The 23,381-nt window shown below is 35.1% G+C and carries 21 protein-coding genes and 1 tRNA gene; 6 read left to right on the plus strand and 16 right to left on the minus strand.

Annotated features, from left to right (window positions below):
* Positions 1 to 354: 354 nt before the first annotated feature.
* Complete coding sequence (locus DDF69_RS10375; protein WP_114820735.1) at positions 355 to 1,050, plus strand: hypothetical protein; 696 nt, start codon at positions 355 to 357, stop codon at positions 1,048 to 1,050.
* A 123-nt stretch (positions 1,051 to 1,173) separates the two neighbouring features.
* On the opposite strand, the gene DDF69_RS10380 is transcribed toward DDF69_RS10375, so the two are convergent.
* Entirely contained in the window at positions 1,174 to 1,968 is a 795-nt protein-coding gene (locus DDF69_RS10380; RefSeq protein WP_162800902.1) for a DUF2490 domain-containing protein, read from the minus strand.
* Between the two features lie 455 nt (positions 1,969 to 2,423).
* On the opposite strand from DDF69_RS10380, the gene DDF69_RS10385 reads away from it, so the two are divergent.
* Positions 2,424 to 4,895, plus strand: a complete 2,472-nt coding sequence (locus DDF69_RS10385) for a TonB-dependent receptor (RefSeq protein ID WP_114820737.1) — start codon at positions 2,424 to 2,426, stop codon at positions 4,893 to 4,895.
* A gap of 69 nt (positions 4,896 to 4,964) precedes the next feature.
* On the opposite strand, the gene DDF69_RS10390 is transcribed toward DDF69_RS10385, so the two are convergent.
* The 4 genes from DDF69_RS10390 to DDF69_RS10405 all read right to left on the minus strand — a co-directional run bounded on the left by DDF69_RS10390 (position 4,965) and on the right by DDF69_RS10405 (position 7,570).
* The gene (locus DDF69_RS10390) at positions 4,965 to 5,699 is read right to left on the minus strand and encodes a hypothetical protein (protein WP_114820738.1); all 735 of its coding nucleotides are present in this window, start codon (positions 5,697 to 5,699) and stop codon (positions 4,965 to 4,967) included.
* A gap of 118 nt (positions 5,700 to 5,817) precedes the next feature.
* Positions 5,818 to 6,234, minus strand: coding sequence for a hypothetical protein (locus DDF69_RS10395; protein ID WP_034696971.1), 417 nt, complete (start codon positions 6,232 to 6,234; stop codon positions 5,818 to 5,820).
* Between the two features lie 177 nt (positions 6,235 to 6,411).
* Positions 6,412 to 6,498: transfer RNA gene (locus DDF69_RS10400), tRNA-Ser, on the minus strand.
* A 55-nt stretch (positions 6,499 to 6,553) separates the two neighbouring features.
* Positions 6,554 to 7,570: an asparaginase gene (locus DDF69_RS10405; RefSeq protein WP_079240590.1), complete on the minus strand. Its 1,017-nt coding sequence runs from the start codon at positions 7,568 to 7,570 to the stop codon at positions 6,554 to 6,556.
* A gap of 160 nt (positions 7,571 to 7,730) precedes the next feature.
* On the opposite strand from DDF69_RS10405, the gene DDF69_RS10410 reads away from it, so the two are divergent.
* The gene (locus tag DDF69_RS10410) at positions 7,731 to 8,411 is read left to right on the plus strand and encodes a TrmH family RNA methyltransferase (protein WP_114820739.1); all 681 of its coding nucleotides are present in this window, start codon (positions 7,731 to 7,733) and stop codon (positions 8,409 to 8,411) included.
* Positions 8,412 to 8,459: 48 nt separating this feature from the next.
* On the opposite strand, the gene DDF69_RS10415 is transcribed toward DDF69_RS10410, so the two are convergent.
* Genes DDF69_RS10415 through tsaD form a run of 3 tightly spaced genes read right to left on the minus strand, consistent with a single transcriptional unit; the run spans position 8,460 to position 10,560 of the window.
* The gene (locus DDF69_RS10415; RefSeq protein WP_114820740.1) at positions 8,460 to 9,155 is read right to left on the minus strand and encodes an RsmE family RNA methyltransferase; all 696 of its coding nucleotides are present in this window, start codon (positions 9,153 to 9,155) and stop codon (positions 8,460 to 8,462) included.
* Positions 9,152 to 9,547 (minus strand): hypothetical protein, encoded by a 396-nt coding sequence (locus DDF69_RS10420; RefSeq protein WP_114820741.1) that lies wholly within the window; start codon positions 9,545 to 9,547, stop codon positions 9,152 to 9,154. The genes DDF69_RS10415 and DDF69_RS10420 overlap by 4 nt, the downstream gene beginning before the upstream one ends.
* Positions 9,544 to 10,560: a tRNA (adenosine(37)-N6)-threonylcarbamoyltransferase complex transferase subunit TsaD gene (tsaD, locus tag DDF69_RS10425; protein WP_105702627.1), complete on the minus strand. Its 1,017-nt coding sequence runs from the start codon at positions 10,558 to 10,560 to the stop codon at positions 9,544 to 9,546. Before tsaD ends, DDF69_RS10420 begins: the two co-directional genes overlap by 4 nt.
* Before the next feature lie 4 nt (positions 10,561 to 10,564).
* Between tsaD and DDF69_RS10430 the strand changes: the two genes are divergently transcribed.
* The 3 genes from DDF69_RS10430 (at position 10,565) to DDF69_RS10440 (ending at position 16,407) form a co-directional block, all read left to right on the plus strand.
* A complete protein-coding gene (locus tag DDF69_RS10430) occupies positions 10,565 to 15,355 on the plus strand; it encodes a translocation/assembly module TamB (RefSeq protein WP_114820742.1) in 4,791 nt (1,596 codons plus the stop codon).
* A gap of 134 nt (positions 15,356 to 15,489) precedes the next feature.
* Complete coding sequence (locus DDF69_RS10435) at positions 15,490 to 15,960, plus strand: Lrp/AsnC family transcriptional regulator (RefSeq protein ID WP_002984446.1); 471 nt, start codon at positions 15,490 to 15,492, stop codon at positions 15,958 to 15,960.
* A 69-nt stretch (positions 15,961 to 16,029) separates the two neighbouring features.
* Complete coding sequence (locus DDF69_RS10440; protein WP_034696984.1) at positions 16,030 to 16,407, plus strand: hypothetical protein; 378 nt, start codon at positions 16,030 to 16,032, stop codon at positions 16,405 to 16,407.
* 86 nt (positions 16,408 to 16,493) lie between these two features.
* On the opposite strand, the gene gwsS is transcribed toward DDF69_RS10440, so the two are convergent.
* The 8 genes from gwsS to DDF69_RS10485 form a co-directional block, all read right to left on the minus strand.
* The gene (gwsS, locus tag DDF69_RS10445) at positions 16,494 to 17,564 is read right to left on the minus strand and encodes a grasp-with-spasm system SPASM domain peptide maturase (RefSeq protein ID WP_114820743.1); all 1,071 of its coding nucleotides are present in this window, start codon (positions 17,562 to 17,564) and stop codon (positions 16,494 to 16,496) included.
* A gap of 175 nt (positions 17,565 to 17,739) precedes the next feature.
* A complete protein-coding gene (gene gwsG / locus DDF69_RS10455) occupies positions 17,740 to 18,642 on the minus strand; it encodes a grasp-with-spasm system ATP-grasp peptide maturase (RefSeq protein ID WP_114820745.1) in 903 nt (300 codons plus the stop codon).
* Positions 18,639 to 19,544 (minus strand): hypothetical protein, encoded by a 906-nt coding sequence (locus DDF69_RS10460; RefSeq protein ID WP_114820746.1) that lies wholly within the window; start codon positions 19,542 to 19,544, stop codon positions 18,639 to 18,641. Before DDF69_RS10460 ends, gwsG (DDF69_RS10455) begins: the two co-directional genes overlap by 4 nt.
* A gap of 67 nt (positions 19,545 to 19,611) precedes the next feature.
* Positions 19,612 to 19,812 (minus strand): TIGR04139 family peptide modification target, encoded by a 201-nt coding sequence (locus DDF69_RS10465; RefSeq protein WP_162800903.1) that lies wholly within the window; start codon positions 19,810 to 19,812, stop codon positions 19,612 to 19,614.
* Positions 19,813 to 20,050: 238 nt separating this feature from the next.
* On the minus strand, positions 20,051 to 20,938 hold the full coding sequence (locus DDF69_RS10470) for a helix-turn-helix transcriptional regulator (RefSeq protein WP_114820748.1): 888 nt from the start codon (positions 20,936 to 20,938) through the stop codon (positions 20,051 to 20,053).
* Positions 20,939 to 21,426: 488 nt separating this feature from the next.
* The gene (locus DDF69_RS10475; RefSeq protein WP_114820749.1) at positions 21,427 to 21,609 is read right to left on the minus strand and encodes a hypothetical protein; all 183 of its coding nucleotides are present in this window, start codon (positions 21,607 to 21,609) and stop codon (positions 21,427 to 21,429) included.
* The gene (gene gwsG / locus DDF69_RS10480; protein ID WP_114820750.1) at positions 21,606 to 22,508 is read right to left on the minus strand and encodes a grasp-with-spasm system ATP-grasp peptide maturase; all 903 of its coding nucleotides are present in this window, start codon (positions 22,506 to 22,508) and stop codon (positions 21,606 to 21,608) included. The genes DDF69_RS10475 and gwsG (DDF69_RS10480) overlap by 4 nt, the downstream gene beginning before the upstream one ends.
* Positions 22,505 to 23,296 (minus strand): hypothetical protein, encoded by a 792-nt coding sequence (locus DDF69_RS10485; RefSeq protein ID WP_162800904.1) that lies wholly within the window; start codon positions 23,294 to 23,296, stop codon positions 22,505 to 22,507. Before DDF69_RS10485 ends, gwsG (DDF69_RS10480) begins: the two co-directional genes overlap by 4 nt.
* Positions 23,297 to 23,381: the final 85 nt, after the last annotated feature.

Here is a 23,381-nt window from a genome sequence, read left to right on the forward strand (position 1 = left end):
AATCTTTTTTCACAAAAAATATAATATGTCAGGTTTTTAATACACATGCATGTTATTAAACGCAGCGTTCGCAAAGTTTTTTATGATGTCTAATTTTTTTAGATCGCAGAGGCGTTTCACTCAGCAATGTATACAATGAGGTCTTTGCTGAACGAAGTGCCTTTGCGAACTGATAAATTTTATATAGTAATAAACCTAGCGAACCTTAGCGTTAATAATGATTGACTATTGACTTTGCGAAGCAAAAATTAACCATTGACTTAACACCTTCCAAATCTTTTTTCACAAAAAATATATTGCGTCAAGTTTTGTCGCATTACGGATATAGCTTTGTCATATCAAAATTACAGAGCTATGGAATTGTCATTTTACTTAAACTTTAACGACTTTGAAAGTAATTATTACGATAACCTTGAAAAATGGTTTGAAGAATATCATAATACCAGCGAAACAGATTATCTGAACGCTCTTGCGGAGCTTTACCGTCCGTATGTGTATTATAACTTTGCAGATGATATGCTAAAGCCCGATGCTTCCATTGAAGTGAAAGACTGCTTTTTCCCCTATCATGAAAAGATCGGGATCTCTTTCTGTATTGATAGTGAAAACGGAATTTCCCCATCCAACGGAATGAATCAGGTATTTGAATTTAAAAATATTTCCATGATGGAGTATGCCCAGCATATTCTGGATAAGATCAATAAATTTTGTTCAAAAAATACCCATGCTCTGGATGGCAGTAAAAATATTCAGGATTATATTAATAACTACAGCATTATTACTTCAATGGAAGGGGTCGGGTATTGTATCAGCTACAACCGTCATCAGAAAGCCATTCCTTTTTTAAAAGCTTATCTTCCTTATTATGGACAGACCGTTAATATGGCGGTATACAGAGACTTTCTTTTTTCTGTTGTTCAGATTGCAGAGTTTATAGACCAGAAATTAAAAACTGTACACGCTTTTAAACAAACTATTTATGCACGCTCAAGAGCGGAAGCCAAATTCAATGTGCAGTTGAGCCGTCAGTTTCTGACTTTGTGCAACTAAAATTTTACACCAAACATTCATACTTAATTATATTGCGGAAAACTTATGTTTTTCAACCAAAAATCCCGGTCAGTAATGATCGGGATTTTGTATGGCAATTGTATGAATACTTGTTGGGGTGTATTACTTGTTTTTTTTATAAGGAATGTTCCATACCAGATCGGCAGCCAGATAATGAACGCCTCCATGATGAATACTTCTGCTGTCTCGGATGAGGTCATCCATATATCCTATATCTACAGTAAAAGGAGAATTGGGAATCGTAAACATATAATACGCCGCAATACGCATTTCGCGATAACCGAATGGACTCCATTCAGAATCCGGTTCATTAAGATGGCTTATAGAAAACAAAGCTTCTGCACTCAAAGCCAGTTTCTGATTGTTTTTTGGAGATAAATTATAGGTTAGCTGACTCTTGATGCGTGTTCTCAACTGAAAATCTTCCTCTACTTGATGAAAGTCTGCATCAAAAAACTTCCTGAATTCCTGACGGACGGTACTTTTAAGTTTCCATTTCCTGCCAAGATCAAAAGTATAGGCATATCTTCCGTAAATTCTGAATTCCTGTTCTGTATTTTCCTTATCATAAGGAGCTGTACTTTCGTACTGTGGCTGACGTCGGTAACTTAATGCATAACTATACTGCTGGTGTGGAGCAAAGGAATGATAAACTTCATGATTTAAAACAATGATCGCTTGCTTCGAAAATAAATTATGGTTATCAGGACTGCTTTTTCTCCCGATGGCCACATAGCTCAAAGCCTGTTTTTTACCCAAAGAGTCAAGTTGTCGCTTCACTCCGAAGGCTCCCCAGAATGCATTGTTGGCATCTCCCAGTCCAGGTGGACTGATCTGTGCTTTGATCGATGTTCCTATACATCCCAATAAAAATAATCCTGCAAAAAATTTCTTCATGCTCAATAGTGTGGATAACTGTTTTACTGTTAAATAACTGCGAAACCATGAGACGGATAAGAATACTGTTGATACGCAGAGAGAATACTTTGTAATAGCAAAATTAGAGGCTTTGTTCATAGAATGTTTATTCAAAATCTTGTAATACTGTTTAAAAACAAGACAAAGTAAAGGCCCGATTTAGGATAGATTTAGGAATACTGTTTTTAAAGGAAAATAAATAATGTTAATAAAATGTGGATAACTTGTGGAAAAGTGGATAGTGAGTAAAAGGATGTAAAAGCTAATCGTTTGTATAGCTGTCTATATATTATCTTTTTACGATCTCAATGATCAGAACCGGCATGAAATGGATTAAAATTTATTTAGAATAGTTTAAATTAATATTGTGAGAGAGTTCTCGAATCCTTTATTTTGCACCTTTATTTATAATTATTTTAAATAAGGCTGAAAAAATGACACAATCAAATGAATGTATGCTCTTATCAGGGCATATGAACCATTCTGGAACGACAAGATGGAATAATACATCAATCCATCACAACATCCGGTGGTTTAAACAACTGCTGATTCTTTTCTTCTCATTATTGAGTTTAACCACTTTGTACGCTCAGGATTTGCAGGGAGAAATAACGGGAAAAGTGACTATGGTAGACGGACAGCCTCTGAGAGCAATATCTGTTTCATTGCTGGAAAGCAATCGTCAGACTTTAACGGATGATGAAGGAAATTATCATTTTGAAAACCTTAATGCCGGTTCCTATACCATCAAACTACAAATTCTGGGTAGTAAAGAAGTTCGTCTTCCTGTTGAAGTTAAAACAGGGGAAAATACAACACTTGATTATCAGCTTACCGAAGAAAATATTCAGGCAATACAGGAAGTGGTTATCATGAAAAATACCAACAGATTTTCTAAGAAAGAAAGTGGATTTGTAGCAAGATTACCTTTAAAAAACTTAGAAAATCCTCAAGTGTATAATACGGTTACAAAAGAACTTTTCCAGGAACAGGTAGCTGTGGATCTTGGAAGTATTTCCAAAAATGTACCGGGAGCAGGCATTCCTATGATTGCTAATCAGGGAAGAGTAACCTTCCGTTCAAGAGGATTCGAAACTGAGCCTAATGCCAGAAATGGAGTAGCAGGAGCCGCTTTCTCAGTGATTGATCCTGTAAATCTTGAACGTATAGAAGCTATTAAAGGGCCGTCAGCTACATTATTCGGGAAAAGTGTAGCCAGCAGTTATGGCGGAGTCTACAACAGAGTGACAAAAAAACCTTATAATAAATTCGGTGGCGAAGTAGGCTACGTGGGAGGAAGCTGGAGTTATAACCGATTGACTGTAGACGTGAATACTCCTGTGAACAAAGACAGAACAGCGCTTTTCCGTCTTAATGCAGCTGGAACTTTTGAAAAGAGTTTTCAGGATCTTGGGTTTACCAATTCTTTAGCCATTGCACCGAGTTTTTCATATCAGATTAATGATCGTATGTCGCTTCTTCTTGATGTGGAATTTAATCAGGCAAAAGGAACATCTGTAGTTCGCTTTAATCCTTATACAGGAAGCAATAAAACTCAGTCTATTGCGGATATGAAGTTTCCTTATTATAAAAAATTCTTAGGTGATGATCTGGCATATGAAACTCAGATGATGAATATCTTTGCACAACTAAATTATAAAGTTTCGGAAAATTGGACTTCTCAAACCATTTTATCCCGTGCAAGGTCAACAATTAATGGATATATCTCTGCGATAAATGGAAAAACAGACTCCACGGCAAGTGCTCAGGTCATGGTGGGGACAACTTCATTTATAGCCACCAATATCCAGCAGAATTTTATCGGAGACTTTCGTATCGGACGTTTCAGAAACAGAATGGTAGTAGGGCTGGATTATTATAACAATTCTAATCATTTCGACCGTTACCATACCAATACCAAAGTATTCAACTTTGTTCACCCTTCGGCAGACTTCAGAGTTAATCAGAATATCATTGATGCACTTACTGCAACCTCTGCCTTCAGAAAAGAAAACAATAGTGATAATACTTATGCTGCCTATGTATCGGATGTATTCAATATCACCGATCAGCTTATGGTAATGGCCAGTTTAAGGGTAGATCGTTTTCAGTTTAATGGAGTATATGATATTACCACAGGTGAAATTAAAGGAGGCTTAAGCAATAGCGGAACTCAATCAGGACCTTATGGGCAGACTGCTTTTTCACCTAAGATGGGAATTGTATATGAAATACTGAAAAATAAAGTTTCCTTGTTTGGAAATTATATGAACGGTTTTAATAATGTAAGCGGTGTAGATATCAATGGAAATACATTCAGACCGGAATATGCCAATCAGTTGGAGTTTGGGGTGAAGGCCGATATTTTCAATCACAGGTTAGTAGGAACATTAAGCTATTATAACATCCGTGTGGATAATATTTTAAGAACGAACCCTGATGATGTAAACTATTCCATACAGGATGGAACGCAGCTCAGCAAAGGAATAGAAGCTGAAATTACAGCCAATCCGTTTGATGGATTCAATATTGTAGCTGGATATGCTTATAACGACAGTAAGTATACCAATGCCAATCCTTCTGTTGACGGTTTAAGGCCTGCGTTATCCGGACCTGCCAATATGTTTAATTTCTGGGTCAGCTACCGTATCTCCGAAGGTACATTAAAAGGCCTTGGAATAGGTGGTGGTGGAAATATGGGATCATCTTCCTATCAAACCAATACGCAAACAGCAAAAGTTATTATTCCATCTTATAAAATGTTTGATCTGGGAATTTTCTATGATCAGCCTAAATATAGAGTAGGATTGAAATTCGATAATATAACGAACGAAAAAACATGGTCTGTACGTTTGACGCCACAGGCTCCGGCACGTTTTCTAGGAAGCGTTTCTTTAAAGTTTTAAATAATGATTATCATTGTAAAAAGCCCGGACATTAGTTTGGGCTTTTTATTTTTTATGATAAAGATACGATCAGTTGATCCAGAGACAGTAATTATTCCGGTAACGTATTTTTCCATAGGAGTTTCCCTGAAAATTTCCAGGAGTATTATCATTCCAGTCTTGTCGGATTACATACAGTCCGGGAAGTGTCGGTTTAAAAACAGCCCGGTGATTTTCATCAACAGAAAGATTCTTTTCCCAGTTTTCGGGGTTAAAGATCCTGATTGCAGTTCCTTTTTCAACAGGTTTCATATTTCTGTAGGGAAGAATAGTGTACAACCCATCTTTTTCCTGAAGAATAATATCCATAAACTGAGCGGGAGACAACACTTCCGAAGGTTTTCCAATCTGATAAACACCACACATAAAATCAATAGGGCGTACATTTTCGTCAGGATTTTTAGAACGCAAAAGAACAGGCAGCTGGTCGTTCATTCCCACAATCCGGTAAGTTCCTTCTTTCTCAGGAGTGAAAATTCCCTCCCAGTGATCTCCTTTCATTTGTAATTCAAGTCTTGCTTTTTCTCCTTTGGTATTCAGAACAAAAAATTGGAAATTTTTAATCTCATGAAATTCTGGTCCCGTAGTCCGGTGACGCTGGCTAAGATCATCAATAAAACCATAAAAAACCTGAACCTTTACAGGATCTTTTAATTTTCCTGATCCATGAATTTCCATCCAGTAAGCACTTGCTTTTGCTAATTGTGAGGAAAGAAAAAAAGCTGAAAATAGCAGCAGTGAAAATACTGTTCGGAGTTTATGCATATTGAGATATCCTGTTTGAGTAAGCGAATTTAATGAAAAAGGTTATTTTGCCATAATAAATTGCCACAATATCTACATACTGTGGCAACTTGGTTTTATGGACTGGTTGATTTACCTGTTAGTTCTGTCTTACTCCGCACATTGCATCCCATGTCGTCCAGAAATGGGCGTTAATAGCTCCGATAGGAGGATTGGTACTGTCCGCAACAATTCCTACCATAGAAGCACAGTTGGAGTTACAGCCTATTTCATTATGACTTCCGGCCTGAGGCGGAATCTGGCGCCATGTACCTGTAGAACCACTTAATAATTCTACTTTGATTTCAAAGATTCCTGAAAGATTAGGAGTCTGAATCTGTTTGGTAGGGTTTTCACTTGAGATGAAGTCGCTCCAGTCTCCCTGTGAAAAAGTTACACGCCATGTTGAAATCATCTTAGAGGTATCGTTTTGTGGGGAAAGATACACCCAGAATTGTGCTCCGTTTCCAAGTACTAACTGACCTGAAGAATTTGCATTTACACTTGTTGATGTCATATTGATTTGTTTTTTAGGTGATTAGATTGTATTTCAAAGTAACGAAGAACAAAGCACCTGAAGTAGAGTATAAATTACCAATTATTAAACTGAGTATAAATACCTATGAGAAAAGGTATCAAAATATTAATCACAAAAAAGCCTGTGCTAATCATTAGCACAGGCTTTGGTTTCTTGCAGAAAGGAAGGGATTCGAACCCTCGATACAGTTACCCGTATACTACCTTTCCAGGGTAGCTCCTTCAACCACTCGGACACCTTTCTTTTTGAGATTGCAAAAATAGTGTATTTTCTGGAATATCCAAATAATTCTTACAAATTAATCTGTAATTTCTCCACAAAGGCTTCTGGTGAAATTATCAGCAAAGCTTCCGGAGTAACTTGGATTATCAATTAAGTGCATGGCTTTGGTGATCGCTGTTTCCGCTGTCATGTCTCTTCCGCTGATCGCTCCGATTCTGGAGAAAATATTACTGTTTTCATACTTTCCGAATGAGATACCTCCTGAAATACACTGGCTTACCACCACGATTTCAGTTCCATTATCTCTGATTTCCTGAAGCGTTTCCTGAGTTTTTGCACTGCTGAAAATAGTTCCTGAACCGAAAACCTGAAGAATGAGAACCTTCATTTTAGGGATTTCTCTGAAGTGGCTCAGATGCATTCCCGGAAAAATTCTCCAGAATAAAATATCTTCAGAAATATGTTCATCCACGTGAAACTCAACCTCCGGATCACAACGGAACAGATTATCTTTAATAATATTCAAATGAACTCCGGACTGTCCAAGAATAGGGTAGTTCGGGCTTGAATAGGCATCAAAATACTCAGCAGAATATTTCAACGTTCTGTTTCCTCTTAATAATTTGTATTCAAAATAAATGGCAACCTCCTGAATGACTGCTTCATCGTTTTCATAAAGACTGGCGTAATAAAGGCTGGTCAGAAGATTTTCTTTGGCATCTGTTCTCAGATCACCAATCGGAAGCTGAGAACCTGTCATAATTACAGGTTTTCTTAATCCTTTTAGCATGAAACTTAGTGCTGAAGCGGTATAAGACATAGTATCTGTTCCGTGAAGAATCAGAAAACCGTCGTAGTCATCGTAATTTTTGTGAATATAATTAGCAATAACTCTCCATTCCTCAGGTCCCATATCCGAAGAATCGAGTGGTTTGGCAAAAGGATGCACAAAAACTTCGCATTCCATAAGCCTCATTTCAGGCATTTTTTCGAAAATATTTCCAAAATCAAAGGCACGGAGACTTCCGGTTTCGTAATCTTTTTCCATTCCGATGGTTCCACCGGTATAGATGAGCAGGACTTTTCGCTTCATGTACTAATTTATTAAGAATTGGAGCCCGATTAGGGTTCATAGGCCAAAATTACGTTAATTTGCAAAGATTTGAAAATGAATGAAACGCTTATCATGAAATTTTATAAAAATAACATGAAAATGACAGATGTTTCATAGGGCTATTGAAAAAAATAACTAAATGCGGATGAAAGATTTAGCGCAAACCTTTGAATATTTAAAACAGTTTTTAACCGAAGAAAGACTCGAGAAAATTGAACATTTTTCTCAGGAAAGTTCAGACTTTGTCCTTCCCGTAGTGGAAGATATCTATCAGTTTAGAAATGCTGCTGCGATTGTACGTTCTGTGGAAGCCTGTGGTTTCCATAAAGTAGTGGCGTTGCAGGAAGAATACAGTTTTGAACCCAATCTTCGTGTAACAAAAGGAGCAGATACCTGGGTTGAAGTGGAAAAACTTCCCCGGAATATGGAATCCTTCCAGAATATTAAAGACCGGGGATATAAAATAGTGGTTGTTTCGCTGGAAAAGAATGCTAAAATGTTACCTGAATACGAAATAACAGAACCCATTGCTCTGGTTTTCGGAACTGAAATGGAGGGCGTTTCCCAGGAGATTTTAGATTTTGCGGATGAAACCCTTGCCATTCCGATGTATGGCTTTACCAGAAGCTTTAACGTTTCTGTCGCAGCTTCAATCTGCATGTATGAATTGAAACAAAAGCTGATAAAGTCTGGTATTGATTATAAACTGAATGAAGAAAAACTTTTAAGGATGCAAATCCTTTGGGCAGTGAATTCAATAAGAAGCGGACAGCAGATTTTTGAAAAATACCTGAAAGAGAACAATATTGACTGGAAATAATGAGTCAAAAATAAAAAAGAGAAGGTCTGAAACCTTCTCTTTTTTAGTCTATATCATATTATAATAATTCCAGGCTGCAACAAAAACGCCAGCCGTTTCTGTTCTGAGTCTTTGATTTCCCAGAGATACAGCTCTTATCTTATTTTCTGCCAGAAATGCAATCTCCTTTTCGGAAAAATCACCTTCAGGGCCTATTAAAAATGTAAGATGCTGCAGTTGAGGAATATCTTTAAGATCAATTCTTTCCAGATTTTCATGGCAATGGGCTACAAAAGTATGTTCCGGATCAATATTTTTCAGAAAATCACCTAGTTTTACAGCATCATTGATCACCGGAAAATGAAATCTCAAGCTTTGCTTGGATGCTGCGATCGCTTGTTTCCTGATTTTATCGATGTTGATGTTTTTACGCTCCGTTTTCTCAGTAAGAATAATGCTTATTTCTGAGATACCCATTTCCACAGCTTTTTCCACAAAGAATTCGATTCTGTCAATATTTTTGGTAGGAGCAATGGCAATATGAAGTTTCGGATTGAATTCCGGTAGATTTTCTTTGATCTCAGAAACATCAATGCCGGCTTTCTTGCCTTCTATAACAAGTTTTCCCGAAGCCAGTTTCCCATTTCCATCCGTCACATGAATATCTTCTCCATCTCGCATGCGAAGAACTTTTACGATATGCTGCTGCTCTTCATCGTTGATCGTAACTTTATTTCCGTTGATATCTCCGTAGAATAGTTTCATATATCCTGGTTTATAAATGCCACTCCTGTTTTGATGGTGGTGTATATATCCGTATCACACTCCCTGTAAGAACACATGTATATTTCTTCTATCCATACATTATTAATGAAAATCAGATTTAAGTATTCCTGTTTTCTCAAATTATTTTTGATAGATAAATAATCTCCTTCTTTTGGTGTATAAGGAAAACTAAAAAGATGTTCAGAATTAATTAATTGTAAAACTTCCTCTTTGATATCCTGAATATATCCTGTCTCAGAACTTCCTCCGTTAAACTCTGAAAAAGTTTCTGATCCCTCCTGTCTTCCTGTGATCGTTTCTAATACCCAGTAATATTTTGAATTCTTTTTAGACTGTGTCCCCAGTATTTTTTCTTCTAAGAGTATTTTCATAAGTCGTATTTTGCGGTTGCGGAAGTTCTTAAATCTGTAAATTCTCCCCGCTCAAACTTCAGCTTTGCCACCATGGCAATCATGGCTGCGTTGTCTGTTGTATATTCGAACTTAGGAATATAGATATCCCAACCAAGTCTTTCTTTATTGTCTTCCATTGCTTTTCTAAGCGCAGAATTGGCAGATACACCTCCTGCAATCGCCACCTGATTTACATTGAGATCTTTGGCTGCTTTTTCAAGCTTATTCATCAGGATTTCAATAATTGATTTCTGTACAGAAGCACAAAGGTCATTAAGATTTTCCTTGATGAAATCCGGGTTTTTTCTGACTTCTTTCTGAATGAAATACAACACGGAAGTTTTAATACCACTGAAAGAATAATCGTAGTTTTCCAGCTTCGGTTTGTTGAATTTAAAAGCATCAGGATTTCCTTCTTTGGCCAATCTGTCGATGATAGGTCCTGCAGGGTAATCAAGGTCAAAAATCTTTCCGATTTTATCAAAAGCTTCTCCTGCTGCATCATCAATGGTTTTCCCGATGATTTCCATGTCAAAATAGTCTTTTACCAGTACAATCATAGTATGTCCGCCGCTTACGGTAAGGCATAAAAAAGGAAAGGTAGGCGGCACAGGATTTGCATCTTCGATGAAATGGGCCAGAATGTGGGCTTGAAGGTGGTTTACTTCAATTAAAGGTACATTCAGGCTCATAGCCAAAGACTTAGCAAATGATGTTCCTACAAGAAGAGATCCTAAAAGTCCCGGTCCGCGAGTAAATCCTATAGCAGAGATAGCATTTTGTTGTATATTTGCTTTAGAAAAAGATTTTTCAACAACGGGGATAATATTTTGCTGATGGGCTCGTGAAGCCAATTCAGGGACAACGCCGCCATATTCTTTGTGGATGGCCTGGTTCGCGGCAATGTTTGAAAGAATAGAATTTCCCTTGATGATAGCTGCTGAGGTGTCGTCACAGGACGATTCAATACCTAAAATTATAGAGTCGCTCATAATAATGGCAAAGTTAGAGAATAATAACGAGAATGAGAATAAAAAATCAGTAGCTGAAAACCTAGGGGATCAGGTACAGAAAACTGTTGAAAATGTAGAGGGAAAAGTACGGGAAACAGTGAAGGAAGCATCAGAGCTTGCTTCGGATGCTATACACCATCCTGTGGAAACAGCTGAGGAATTCGGAAAACAAGCGGTAAAAGATGTTACCAGCTACACATGGTGGGCAAAACTTCTCTTGATTCTCTTTTGGCTGGGGATTTTCCTTGTAGGTGGAGTCCTTATTGCCATTAATCTTCCGGTAACCAAAAAATGGGCCGCTGATCAGGCGCTGAAGCTTGTTAACAATGATTTTAAATCCGATTTTTCTACAGAAAGTGTAGATGTCAATTACTTCGGTGATGTTACGATAAAAGGTTTAAAAGTAAAAGATTATAAAGGATTTAATTTTATTACAGCCCGTGAGTTTCGTGCCGATTCAGACTGGATATCTCTGGCAGTAAATGCTATCTCAGGAAGCAGTAATTCTCTAAGTTTTAATTCTCTGGCTCTTGTGAATGCGGATGTAAAAGTAATTACTTATAAAGGGGACAGTATATCCAATTTTGTCAGATTTGTAGAACTCTTTGACAACGGGAAGAAAAGAGATCCTAAGAAACCTCCTTTTCAATTGAATTCCAGAATTCAGATCATTGATTCTAAAGTTTCCATTATTAATGAAAACTCTCCGGGAGAACAAGGGAAATGGCTGACAGCCACAAAGTTCAATTTAAAAGCACCGAACGTAAAAGTTAACGGTCCGAATGTTTCGGCGTTAATCAATAATATGTCATTTGTAACTTCAAGATGGGGGAAATCTCATTTTGTAGATACTTTTTCAACAGAACTGTCTTTAACGAAGCAGTTTTTGTCATTAAAAGACCTTACCCTGAACACAGATCATACCTTACTTCAGGGAGATATTAAATTTAATCTTCATGACGGATCCTGGGCAGATTTTGCAGACAAGGTACGTTGGGATATGAATATCCAGCAGGGAAGCCAGCTAAGCGGATACGATATCAGTTATTTTGTAACCAACTGGGATAATATCAAGCCCTTCAATCTTTCCGGGGTTATGACCGGTCCTTTGAATAAATTCCATCTTGAAAATTTTCTGATCAGAAACCCTGATGTTAATATTGCTACCAAAACGATGAAGGTTGACAATCTGTTGAAAGGTCATTTTGCTATTGAAACCAAAGAGCTTTCCACAGATTTTACCTACAAGGATTTAAAAGCAATGATGCCTTCATTCATCTCCAAAAAGATGAAGAACTTTGCTGATGATTTCGGAAAACTGAAGTACAATGGAACGGCTAAAGTAAATCCGGATCAGATCTATGTGGATAATGGAAACTTAATGACAGGAATCGGGCAGGCAAAGATTTCCAAACTTACTTTGACGGGCTACAGTACTGCAATGCCAAAATATTCAGGTTATCTTGATGTAAAAGATCTCAATACTTCAGTCATTACAAAGAATAAAGCAGTCGGTTTAATTTCCGGTAAATTTGATCTTAACGGACAAAGTTTTGATGTCAATACCATGCGTCTGACTACAAAATCTCAGATTGCAAGTATTGAAATTATGGATAAAACGATCAATAATCTGTATCTGGATGGTTTATTGGATCATAAGAAATATAACGGACTCATCACTGTTAATGATGAACAGGCTAAAGCTACGGTCAAAGGATTGATAGATTTCAGTACTTCGAGGATCGCTATGGATGTGAATGCGGATGTCACTTACCTGAATATGAATTATTTTACCAATAAACCCGGTACTCAGGTGGTAAGTGGTCAGGTTGAAGGGAAAATGGCGATGTCTTCTATCAACGATCTTACTTTAGATGTAAATGCCAATAACCTTCACTTTGCTTCAGCTACTCAAAAATATAATATTCCGAATGCCAAATTAAAAACGTTTATTGAAGCAGGCGGTCGTGTCATTGATGTAGATGCTCCGGGAGCAGCTACAGGTAAGATTTCAGGAAAATACAGTCTTGCGGATCTTGCAGGAATGGTAGAAAATGGAGTGGGGAAGATATTAGTGGGTCCGCCGCCAAGAAAATTATACCGCGGACAGAATTTTGCGCTCAAGTTTGATGTTCAGCAGGGATTAATCAATTATTTCTTACCCGAATTGAGGTTGCCACAGGGAGCTCTTGTAGAAGGGGAATATGATGGAAACTCAAACAACCTGATTTTGAATCTTGATGCAGCCTCTTTAAAATATATTATGACTAAGGAGGAAGAGATTACAGACGCTGACCAGGCGCTGGCATCTTCAAACCCTGATTATAAAATTAATGACCGTAAGAATCTCAGCAGAGATAGTGCGATGGTGGATAGTGTTAAAATTAGAATTAATACGGGTGACCTTAACCAGCAATTGTACGCTAAGATCAACAGAGTCATTTATAATAAAAATGTGATCAAAGATTTTGAGCTTAAAGGAAATAATGAAAACGGAAATACCCTTCATTTAGCCACTGTATTTAAGCATGGAAGTCCTGATGACGAGATTAATGAAAAGCTTAAGGAATATGCCATCAACGTAGATCAGTCTACTGATGCGGCCGGCGATTATGTATTCAGGTTTGAACCTACCGAGGTGAAATTCAATGAAGTTACCTGGGCGATAGATACAAGTCCTGAACTGAATCACTCCATTACCTATAGAAAGAAAACCGGAGATTTCGATATCCGAAATCTGAGAGTTTATTCCGATAAAAGTGCTTTGTTTATTAAGGAAGCCCAGTTTAAGTCTGCGAAAGATTTTTATGTAGATGCAGACATCAACGATTTTGCTGTAGAAAAGCTGCTGGAAATGCAGTCAGGAGGAAATACCATGGATATTAAAGGTCTTGCCAATGGAAGTGTTAAGATCAAAATGGATAAAAGTACCCTTCAGCCACTGGTAGATCTTAATATTGATGATATTAAGATGAATGGTAATGATATGGGAGATATCTCTATTTCTGCCACCAATGGATTCTCACTGAATGTATATGATATTGATGTGAAAGTTCATTCTGCCGGAGTACTTGGAAATAATAGTCTTAATCTGACGGGAACGGTTAATAATAATACTTCTTCGCCGATTATTGACCTTACAGCAGAAATGCGTGATTTTGACTTGTCGTTTACACAGCAGTTTGTGCAGACTATTTTCGGAAACCTTCGTGGAAAAGCAACAGGAGATCTTAAAATCAATGGAAAGCTTAACAACCTTGACTATAGTGGAGATATCGCTTTAAAAGATTTTGGATTAAAACTTTTGTTTACAGGAGTAGATTATTCATTTGATGATACCGTGATTCAGCTAACTAAAGGACTTGCGATCCTCAACAATATTGAAGTACACGACGGAAGAACCAATTCCAAAGGGAATATCTCCGGGGCGATTCAGTTTGAAACCCTTTCTTCCATGGGGGTATCTCTCGTAATGAGAGCTGATAATCTATTAATGCTGAATACCACACAGAAAGATTTTGACCTGTTCTGGGGAAGAGTATATGGACAAGGAGATTTGTATGTAGACGGACCAGTTTCAGGATTAAGTATAACGACTCCTAATATGAAGGCACTCAACGGAAGTACCTTTACCTTTAATTCCAGTTCTACTTCCAATGTGGAAGAATTTAAAATGCTTAGGTTCCTTAAAGAAGGAAAAGATGGTCTGATCACGCTGGAAGAAAAGAAGAAAACAGGAGCCAATATGAATATTGACTTCAATCTCGCGGTAGATAAAGGGACCACCGTAAATGTACTGGTAGGAGATGATGTGGGAAATATCACAGTAAAAGGATCTGCTGATCCATTGAGGTTTCACATGAACAGACAGGGGAATATTGCGATGAGCGGTACCTATAAAGTTGATAACGGAACATTTGTTTCTAAGGCTATTCTTAATAAAACATTCCAGATTGAGAGAAACAGTAGTATCAGATGGGATGGGGATGCTATGAAACCTATGTTGGATATTAATGCCAATTATATAAGAATGGTTTCCAATGCAGGAGAGTACCTTAGCATGGGAAAACTACAGCCTATCAGTATTCTGCTGCAGGCCCATATCACCCAGTCGTTGGTAGACCCTCAGATTGATCTTAATGTGACTGCAATGGATGTATCCAGCCAGGTAAGAGAAACCCTTGCAGCGAAAATGAGCCAGGAAGGAGAGAAGGTTCTTCAGTTCGGATCTGTATTGCTATTGAGTACCTTTAACGTATCCAATACAGGTGGGTTCGATGTAAATGTAGGAAATGTAGCGGAATCCTCAGGATATAATATACTTCTGAAGCAGTTGGGATCTGTTCTTAATACGATGAGTAACGAATTTCAGATTGACCTTAATTATGTGAAAGGAGATCAGAACTCAAATTATGGAGACAGAGCCAATGCGGGAGTAAGTGTAGCGCTTTCCCCAAGAGTCAATATCAAGACAGGATTAGGTATACCGCTTTCAAAAACAGATGGTGCCCAAAACAATTATCTTTCCACGGAAGGGTCGGTAGAATACGATTTATCGAAAAAGAATGACGGTTCACTGGTGATACGTGCTTATTCCAAGCCTACAAACATCGGAATGGTGAGTACAAACGGTTCTGCTAATCAAGCCTATGGAGGAGGGGTAGTGTGGAGTAAAAGCTTCAATTCTTTGTTTAAAAAGAAGAAAAAAGACAAAAAAACTTCAGACGCAAAAGGTGAAATAAAAACAGATTCTATAAAATCGAATGGTAAATAATTAGAATATTTTAATGATTTTTATCATCTGTGTTAATTATTGTTAATATTTGATATATATTTTTTAGTTAAATTATTTTTCGTAAATTTGCAAAAAATACATAGATTTTTTAAAGAAATTGTAATTTAACTAATATGAACTATCAACTGGACGAAATAGACAAGAAGATTCTTGATTTCTTAGTAGAAAACACAAGAATGCCTTTTACTGAAATTGCAAAGCAGATGGATGTTTCTGCTGGAACAATTCACGTAAGAGTGAAAAAGATGGAAGATGCAGGTATTATTTTGGGATCATCTCTTAACATCGATTATGGTAAGCTGGATTATCACTTTACAGCTTTCATAGGTATCCTTTTGACAAAATCAAACCGTACTCAGGAAGTATTGAAAGAATTGTCAACTATTCCTAACGTAATCGAGGCTAGCGTTATTTCCGGAAAATATAATATTTTCTGTAAAGTAAGAGCTAAGAATACTGATGATGCTAAAAGAATTATTTACCAGATCGACGACATTCAGGATGTAATGAGAACTGAAAGTATGATCTCTATGGAGGAATTCTTAAGTGACAAAAACAGACTGATCAACGCAATCTCTGTGTAAGTCAAATTTTAAACGAATAATTATAAAAGAACTTATGAAATCTCTCATAAGTTCTTTATTTTTGTAGGTATGGAAGAATACAGCTATTTTGACGAAGACCCGAAGAAAGGATGGGGATTTATACTGGCATTTGCAGCCTTGATGTTGTTTACTATAATGGGGCTTGGTATCGATGTGGATGAATATCTGCAGCATGAATACCTTCAGATTCCGAGATGGTACTTCTATGTGATTTTTTCTATTGATGTACTGATGATGATAGGGCTGGTATTGATGTTCTTCTACAGAAAAGTAGGAATCATTATGTTTCCGGCGTTATTGGTGCTGCACTTTTTTATGCATAATTATTATCTGTCTACATTTCTGTATACGGATGTTACCAATCTTTTCCTGTTTACAGGATTCGGAATGCTTGCCATTATCCCGAAATGGAAGTTTTTTAAATAAAATTTAATCAATACGATAAAATAACAAACCGCTTTTAAATCTGATTTAAAAGCGGTTTTCAATTATAACAAGGTTTATGAAAAAAATTATCTGAATACCAGGGAATTAAAAATTTCTTGCTTTAAAGGATTTTTTGACCAGTCATCCCAAACGCCTGTATAAGGATTATAGCCGCATTTCAGGGGTTTTGATATATTCAGGCCTTCTTTGTTTTTTAACGTGTTTTCAGTGTATACCCTGCAGTCTGTGCAGACATAACGGAACTCACAGTCTTTGCATATTTCAATTTGGTCTTTGGTAAGGTTCCAGTATTTTTTGAAATCAGGTTGATTGATAGCTTCTTCAAGGCTCTTTTTATCAACGTTCCCAAAACTTTCATTCATCAGTGGACAATTTTTGATGTCACCTTTTCTATCGATGCCTACCTTTTTATACAGGCAGGAATTGTGGTTAACAGCTTCTATTACTTTAGAGATATTGGTATTGAAGTATTTCAGTTCCACTTTTCCACACGCAGATATTTTCAGATCATCTTTCAGAAAATTCAGTGAGAATCTATATTCATCTTTAGTTTTGAAAGAAAGCTTCGGACTATTGTAAAAAATGAGGCTGTAAATTCTGACCGTGTTTTTTTGAAGAGCCTGTAGGAAAGACAGGTCAACTTCCTGATGAAAAGGTGAGAAAATTTCTATTCCTGATAACACCGATGTTTTAAAAATGTTATCAATTTCTATACAATCTTTTAAGGGTAAAGATTTAAGACTATAAATAACCAAATGTTTAACTCCAAGATTTTCTATTGACGGATATATTTTCTTTAAAATCCCGATATCTTCCATTTCGATAAAGAGATTAGTGATAGCGCTGGGCTCGTGATGTTCAAAAGAAAGAGGAGGAAAATTGCTGTCCCAATCATTTTCAGTAACAAATCCGTATTCTTTGTCCAAAAGAAGATTGACGTATTCCTGAATAATTACTTTGGATTCCTGATCATAATCTTTCAACAGGTCTTCAACAGACTTGTTTTTCAGCTCTTCTATAATTTCATACAACTCCAGAGGATATAGTTCAGATACATTTCTTTGTAGATCTGAAATCAGAATTCTGGTGATTCCTTTGGTGATAAGGATATTGGCAAATAGGTTGAAATAGTTCATAATAATCTCGTCAGAAATTTATAAGGATTAAGTTTTGCATAAGAATCAGTATAGTATTTTTCGCATGGAATGGTGATGCTAAAATGTTTTTTCTCACGATTTTTGTTTTTTACAACATCAATATATTTAAAGGTGAGGGGAAGTTTATGTTTTTCTTTGTTAGTAAAATCTCTTTTCATAAATAATCAGCTATTTCTTTTTCCAATAAATAATTACATATTACTGATATTCCCAAAAACTGGCCTACAGGATTAACTTCTAAAAAATAGTATTTACCATCATTTTTGATAAAATCAAGAGAACCGGAATTAAGATCTAATGACTGCATTAACAGATGTATTTTTTGCTCAATATTTTTCGGAAGATTATAAGGTACTTTTCTATTGGGTTTTTCATCATTGTATTTCCTAAAGTCAATTTTAGTTTGGTTATCATTTTGCGAAAAGATGGCTGTAGACCAAACTTTACCATTTAGATAAAAGCTTCTGATCTCGAAGTTTTTTTCGATTTTTTCCTGAAAAAAAGTGATAAAAAAATTTTTATTTTCATTTTCTTGAACAACAGTTGTATACATCATCCCACTGGAATCCTTGAGTATGCTTTCCATTCTTGGGTTGCCACCAATGGTTTTGATGATTGTTTTATTTAAAGTAACATGATCTGTGTTGTCAGTCAGAAAATAAGACGGAACATCTAATCCTGCCTTTTGGGCCTCTTCAAGCACAAGAAGTTTATTGATATCACAATTGCTTTGTTTATTAATATGTTTTTTTGACTCTAAAACCTTTATTACATAATCTTCCAGCCAGTGTTGATATTCATTCATATGGAGGTTAATCGCTTCATTTTTATAATACAGGCGGTTAAACTTCAGTCTACCTCTTCTATACCAAACACTGCTAATTTCATCAATAAAAAAACAATTTCTCAGGCTTTCTAGATAAATCCGTTTTTCTTGGATTTTAATATCAAAAATTTCATCTTCATGCACCCGGATAAAGCTTTTATCCAATTTTTGTAGCCATTTAATGACTTCTGTAGTGGTTATCTCGTTATTTTGAGAAATGATCAGTATCAATTTTTCTTTTTTATTTTTTTGAAAAAATCTTTTGTAATCAACTGAGAATGCTTTAAGCTTGGCAGCCCTATGCTTTTGCGATTACGATTGACGGTTGCGGAGTCTTTTATATTTTCATATCCTTGATAAACGCCATAAGTATAAGGTACTTTATGGTGTAAATTATTTCTATCTATCATAGCTGCGTAGTCTCTTGGAGGACATTCACCAGATTTTACATACTCTAATAGCTTTATTTTCAAATATGGGTAATACTCTTCATAATCTGCCATGTGTAGTAATATAGGTCCAGACGGCATAAAGAAATCACCATTTAATAAACCAATTTTTTGCAGACTTGGGAAACCATAATTCTCAAACATCCACCTCAGAAGTTCAGCATTCTTTTTATCATTTTTATTGATATCTGCATAATTTGAATCAATACGACTGTCTTGATCACGTTTAAACGCGACTGTAAAAGAATCTACAAGTTTTTGATTAAGTCCTCTTTTCCATTCCTCAACTTTCAATTCTATTTCCTGCCTGCCAATACCATATTTTTGATAGAGCTGTATGAAACTGGAGTCTTGCTTTTTATATTTCCAATTAGGTGCAACTAACGGAATAAGCTTGTAAAGACTTTTCTTCCCTCCGAAATTTTTGTGATGTTGATCTGCAAGCTTTATGTAATTTTCATATTCCTCCCTCCGTTCCTGGTTTTTGGGAGGATATTGGCTGAATATTTTTTTGTACTGCTTAATTGTAAATATTGTATCCTTTTGTAAACGAAATATACTGTCGATTTCATTGATTCTATTATAATAGGTTATATAGTTCAAATTTCTGCTCTTGCAAGCTATGAGAGTGAAAATTATAGCTATTAAACCATATGAAGCATAGTTCCAAATATCCTTTTTCATAAATTCTCTAACGAATATGGTGTGATAATAAAAGAGATAGAGGGATAACCCTCTATCTGTGATAATACTAGTTAAGGCTGGTATCTATTTTTAAAGTACTGATAAGAGTCCCATCTTTCCATGTTTCTTTATCATAACATGTAGAACCACAATCTGTTTCTACATATTTATAACCATCTCCACCTAAAATAGATTTTAGATCCTTTCTTTGTAATTTCTTGTTTTCTGTAGAAGAGAAGCCGCTCTTCATTCCAATTAATTTTTTCATGTGTGTAATTTTTAAAATTTTGATATTTAATTTTGCCATACAATCCCTGACATGGGTTTTGCTGATCAGCTTTATTTTTGTTGTGCACATTAACAAAAAACATCACTTGTGTTTTCTTCAGCAAACATAAAATGAAGAGCAATTAAAACTTTAATTTTTTACCCTTAAACTTTTACTTAAATTACTAAGGGTATAAAATAAGGGTTGTTAAGGTTTTGATTTTGAGTGTCTTAATTTTTTAAGAATCTTTATATATATTACTCATTTCATGTATTTCTTTTTTACCTTTTATTTCGGTTTTCTTGTAAATATTTGATAAATGAGTCGATAATGTTTTCTCTGAGATATTTAATCTTTGACTTAGCTCTGCATATTTCAAGTTCGGGTTCTCTAAAAGAATCATTAAAACCTCAGCTTCTCTTACTGAAAGCTTTTCAAATGGTATACTCTTTTTAATTTCCTTTTTACGAAGAGGGTATAGGAAATAATCTATGGAAACAATAAAGAATCCCAAGGTATAAAAAGTTTGAACTATAAATTGATTTCCTGATGAAGCAAGAATTGTAAATACAAATAATACAATACTTAAAAATCCAATAGCACCATTAATTGAGTGAACTTTTAAAAAAAATTCTTTGTTTGATTTAAATTTTAAATATTGATTTTTTATAATTGATATAGTGTTTACTAATAATATGACTAAAATGATCGATAAGAAAATATATCTAGAAATATTTATTGATTTAGTGAGTGTAAGTGGAATAATAAAAGAACAAATAAAAATGAAGAGAATAATTGCTCCTGTCATAAATAGATCAACTCTTCTAACAAATCTAACTTCATATTCTTTTATTAAATAAGAGACAAAATAAATCGCAGATGCCAATCCTGTTGTATAAGAAATAATATACTGTGTAATTAAATCAAGTGGAGAATTTTTATCCGGAAATAATTCTTCAACAATATTATAAATTAGGCCTGCTATTAACAACAGAAGAAATCTAATATAATATGGTTTATCTTTCTGATTAAGCCGAATTAGTAAATTGGTTGCAACTAAAATTATAAGAATCAGAAATATTAAAACATAAATAATTGTGCTTATATGAATCCCAAAAACAAACATGACTGTAAATTTGTTTTAAAAATTAATACAAAATTCTTCACACCAAAGTTTATAGAGTTTGGGATAAGAATATCAATAAAAGCCTGACATAGAATATCAACTGCCTTTTCTCTATCCTGATAAGTAGCTTTTTTCATACATTTTGTTTTTCCCCAAAATATGAATAATTATGTGGTGTTATGATTTTTTTTGATTGGTATTCAGTTGTTTGTGTTGGTTTTTTATCCTCGTGTTATTGAAATAAATTATGTTTTAATATTGTTTTTTTAGTTTTTATTTCTGCATTTTTCGGATTGTGTCCGCAAACACCCTAAATAATTTGTTTTTTACTTTATTTTTAACAGGAAAATTATTTCTCTAAAATTTTCTTTACAGTTTCTTCACTGCTATTGCAATTTTATATTCTACATTTTGAAGATGTAGTGTATTCTCTGTAAATGTCATTTTACTATTCAGAATCTTTATTCATCAGGCACAAGATGAGTATTTTATAATAATCTTACAAACGGTTTTGGAGGTTTTATTGCCATCAAATAATCGGTTTGATATTGTATAGCAGTAATATAATTCTGTTGATGGCTATTTTGTATTTCAACTGAAGCTTCTCTGAAATTTGCTATATATTTTAGAGTAAGGGGTAGTTTATTTTTTTCTTTGAATTTCTTTTTCATAAGTATTCTGCTATTTCTTTTTCGAGTAGATAATTACAAACTGCTGATAATCCTAAAAACTGACCAACGGGGTTTATCTCTAAGAAATAAAAATCATTTTTATTTTTTATAAAATCAAGTGAGCCACAGTTGATATCCATTGCCTGCATAAGGATATGTACTTTTTCTTCAATTTCTTTTGGAAGATTATACCTAACATTCCGATTCGGTACCTCGTGATTATATTTTCTATGATCAAGCTGAGTCTTCTTATCATTTTGAGAAAAAATAGCAGTAGCCCAGATTTTGCCATGAAGATAAAAGGCTCTTACTTCAAAATCTTTTTCAATCATTTCCTGAAAAAAGGTAATAAAGAAATTTTCTTTTTCCACCTCTGTAACAAGTGAAGTATACAGAATGCCTTCAGAAAAACCACCAACTGATTTCAATATTATATTTTCAGCAATAGATTTTGTAATCGTTTTATTCACAACCAGCTGGTCCGTGTTTTCTGCCAAGTAGTAGTTCGGGACTTTCAATCCTACTTTTTTGGCCTGTTCAAGTACTAAGAGTTTATTCAAATGGCTGTTGCTTTGTTTATTAATATGTCTTTTTGTTTCAAGCATTTTTATTACATAATCTTCAAGCCAATATTGAGTTTCATTCATATAAGCATTGATAGAAGCGTTATCATATTCTTTCCTCATAAACCGTAATCCTCCTCTGCGATACCAGACAGTAGTAATATCTTCAATAAAAAAACTATTTCTTCGACTTTCCAAAAAGATTCTGTTTTGTTCTGTTTTTATTTCAAAAACTTCATCTTCATGTATACGAATAAAAGGTTTATCTAATGCTTTAAGCCACTTAATAACTTCATTTGTGGTTGTTTCCTGATTAGCGGAAAGAATAAGAATCATTTTTTCTTAAATTTATCTTTTCTTATTTTAGAAGAATGTTTAATACTGGGAAGACCTATACTTTTACGGTTGCGGTTAATCCGGACAGAATCCTGATTATTGTTCCGTAAGCTGTATCGTACAGCAGTATTTCTATAGTAATCATAGGTATCGGACATTAAGGCATATTCCTGTGGAGAACAATGACCTGATTTTACATATTCGAATAATTTTTTTCTGAATTCAGGGTATTTTTTTGAACCAATCATATGACTTAATAATGTGGGCATAGCAATGAAAACGTCATTGTTTCCTAATCTACCTATTTTTTGTCCATCAGGAAATCCATAATGTTTAAATGTCCAGAAAAAAAGATCTGCATTTTTTTCAATGTTCTTATATACAAGGGGGATATTCTCAGGCCGTCCCTCCTGGTCACGGATCATCGCTATAGTAAAGGAATCCACAAGCCTTTTATTCAGGTTTTTTTTCCAATCTGCTACTTTTTGGTTGACTTCCACGCTGTCTATCCCATATTTCCTGCAGAGCGGGTAAAGTTTTTTATAGTCATTACCATAGGGAGCGTTTAGGGTAATAAGCTTGTATAGGCTTTTCTTTCCACCAAAATCTTTATGATAATGATCTGCAAGTTGAATATAGGTTTTATATTCTTCAGTAAGCTCCTGATTTTTGGGCTCATACTTCTGGAACAATCTTTTGAACTTTCTTATCGCTTTTTCAGGTTGATCAGCCATTCTGTAAATACTGTCAATTTCATTCACTTTGCTGTAATATGTAACGTAGTTCAATTTCCTGTTTTTGCATGATAAGAAAGAAACTAAAATAATGAAAAGAATATAATACGTATATGGTTTCATAAGCCTGTAAGGACAT

The organism is Chryseobacterium sp. KLBC 52, assembly GCF_003347605.1.
Taxonomy (GTDB): domain Bacteria; phylum Bacteroidota; class Bacteroidia; order Flavobacteriales; family Weeksellaceae; genus Chryseobacterium.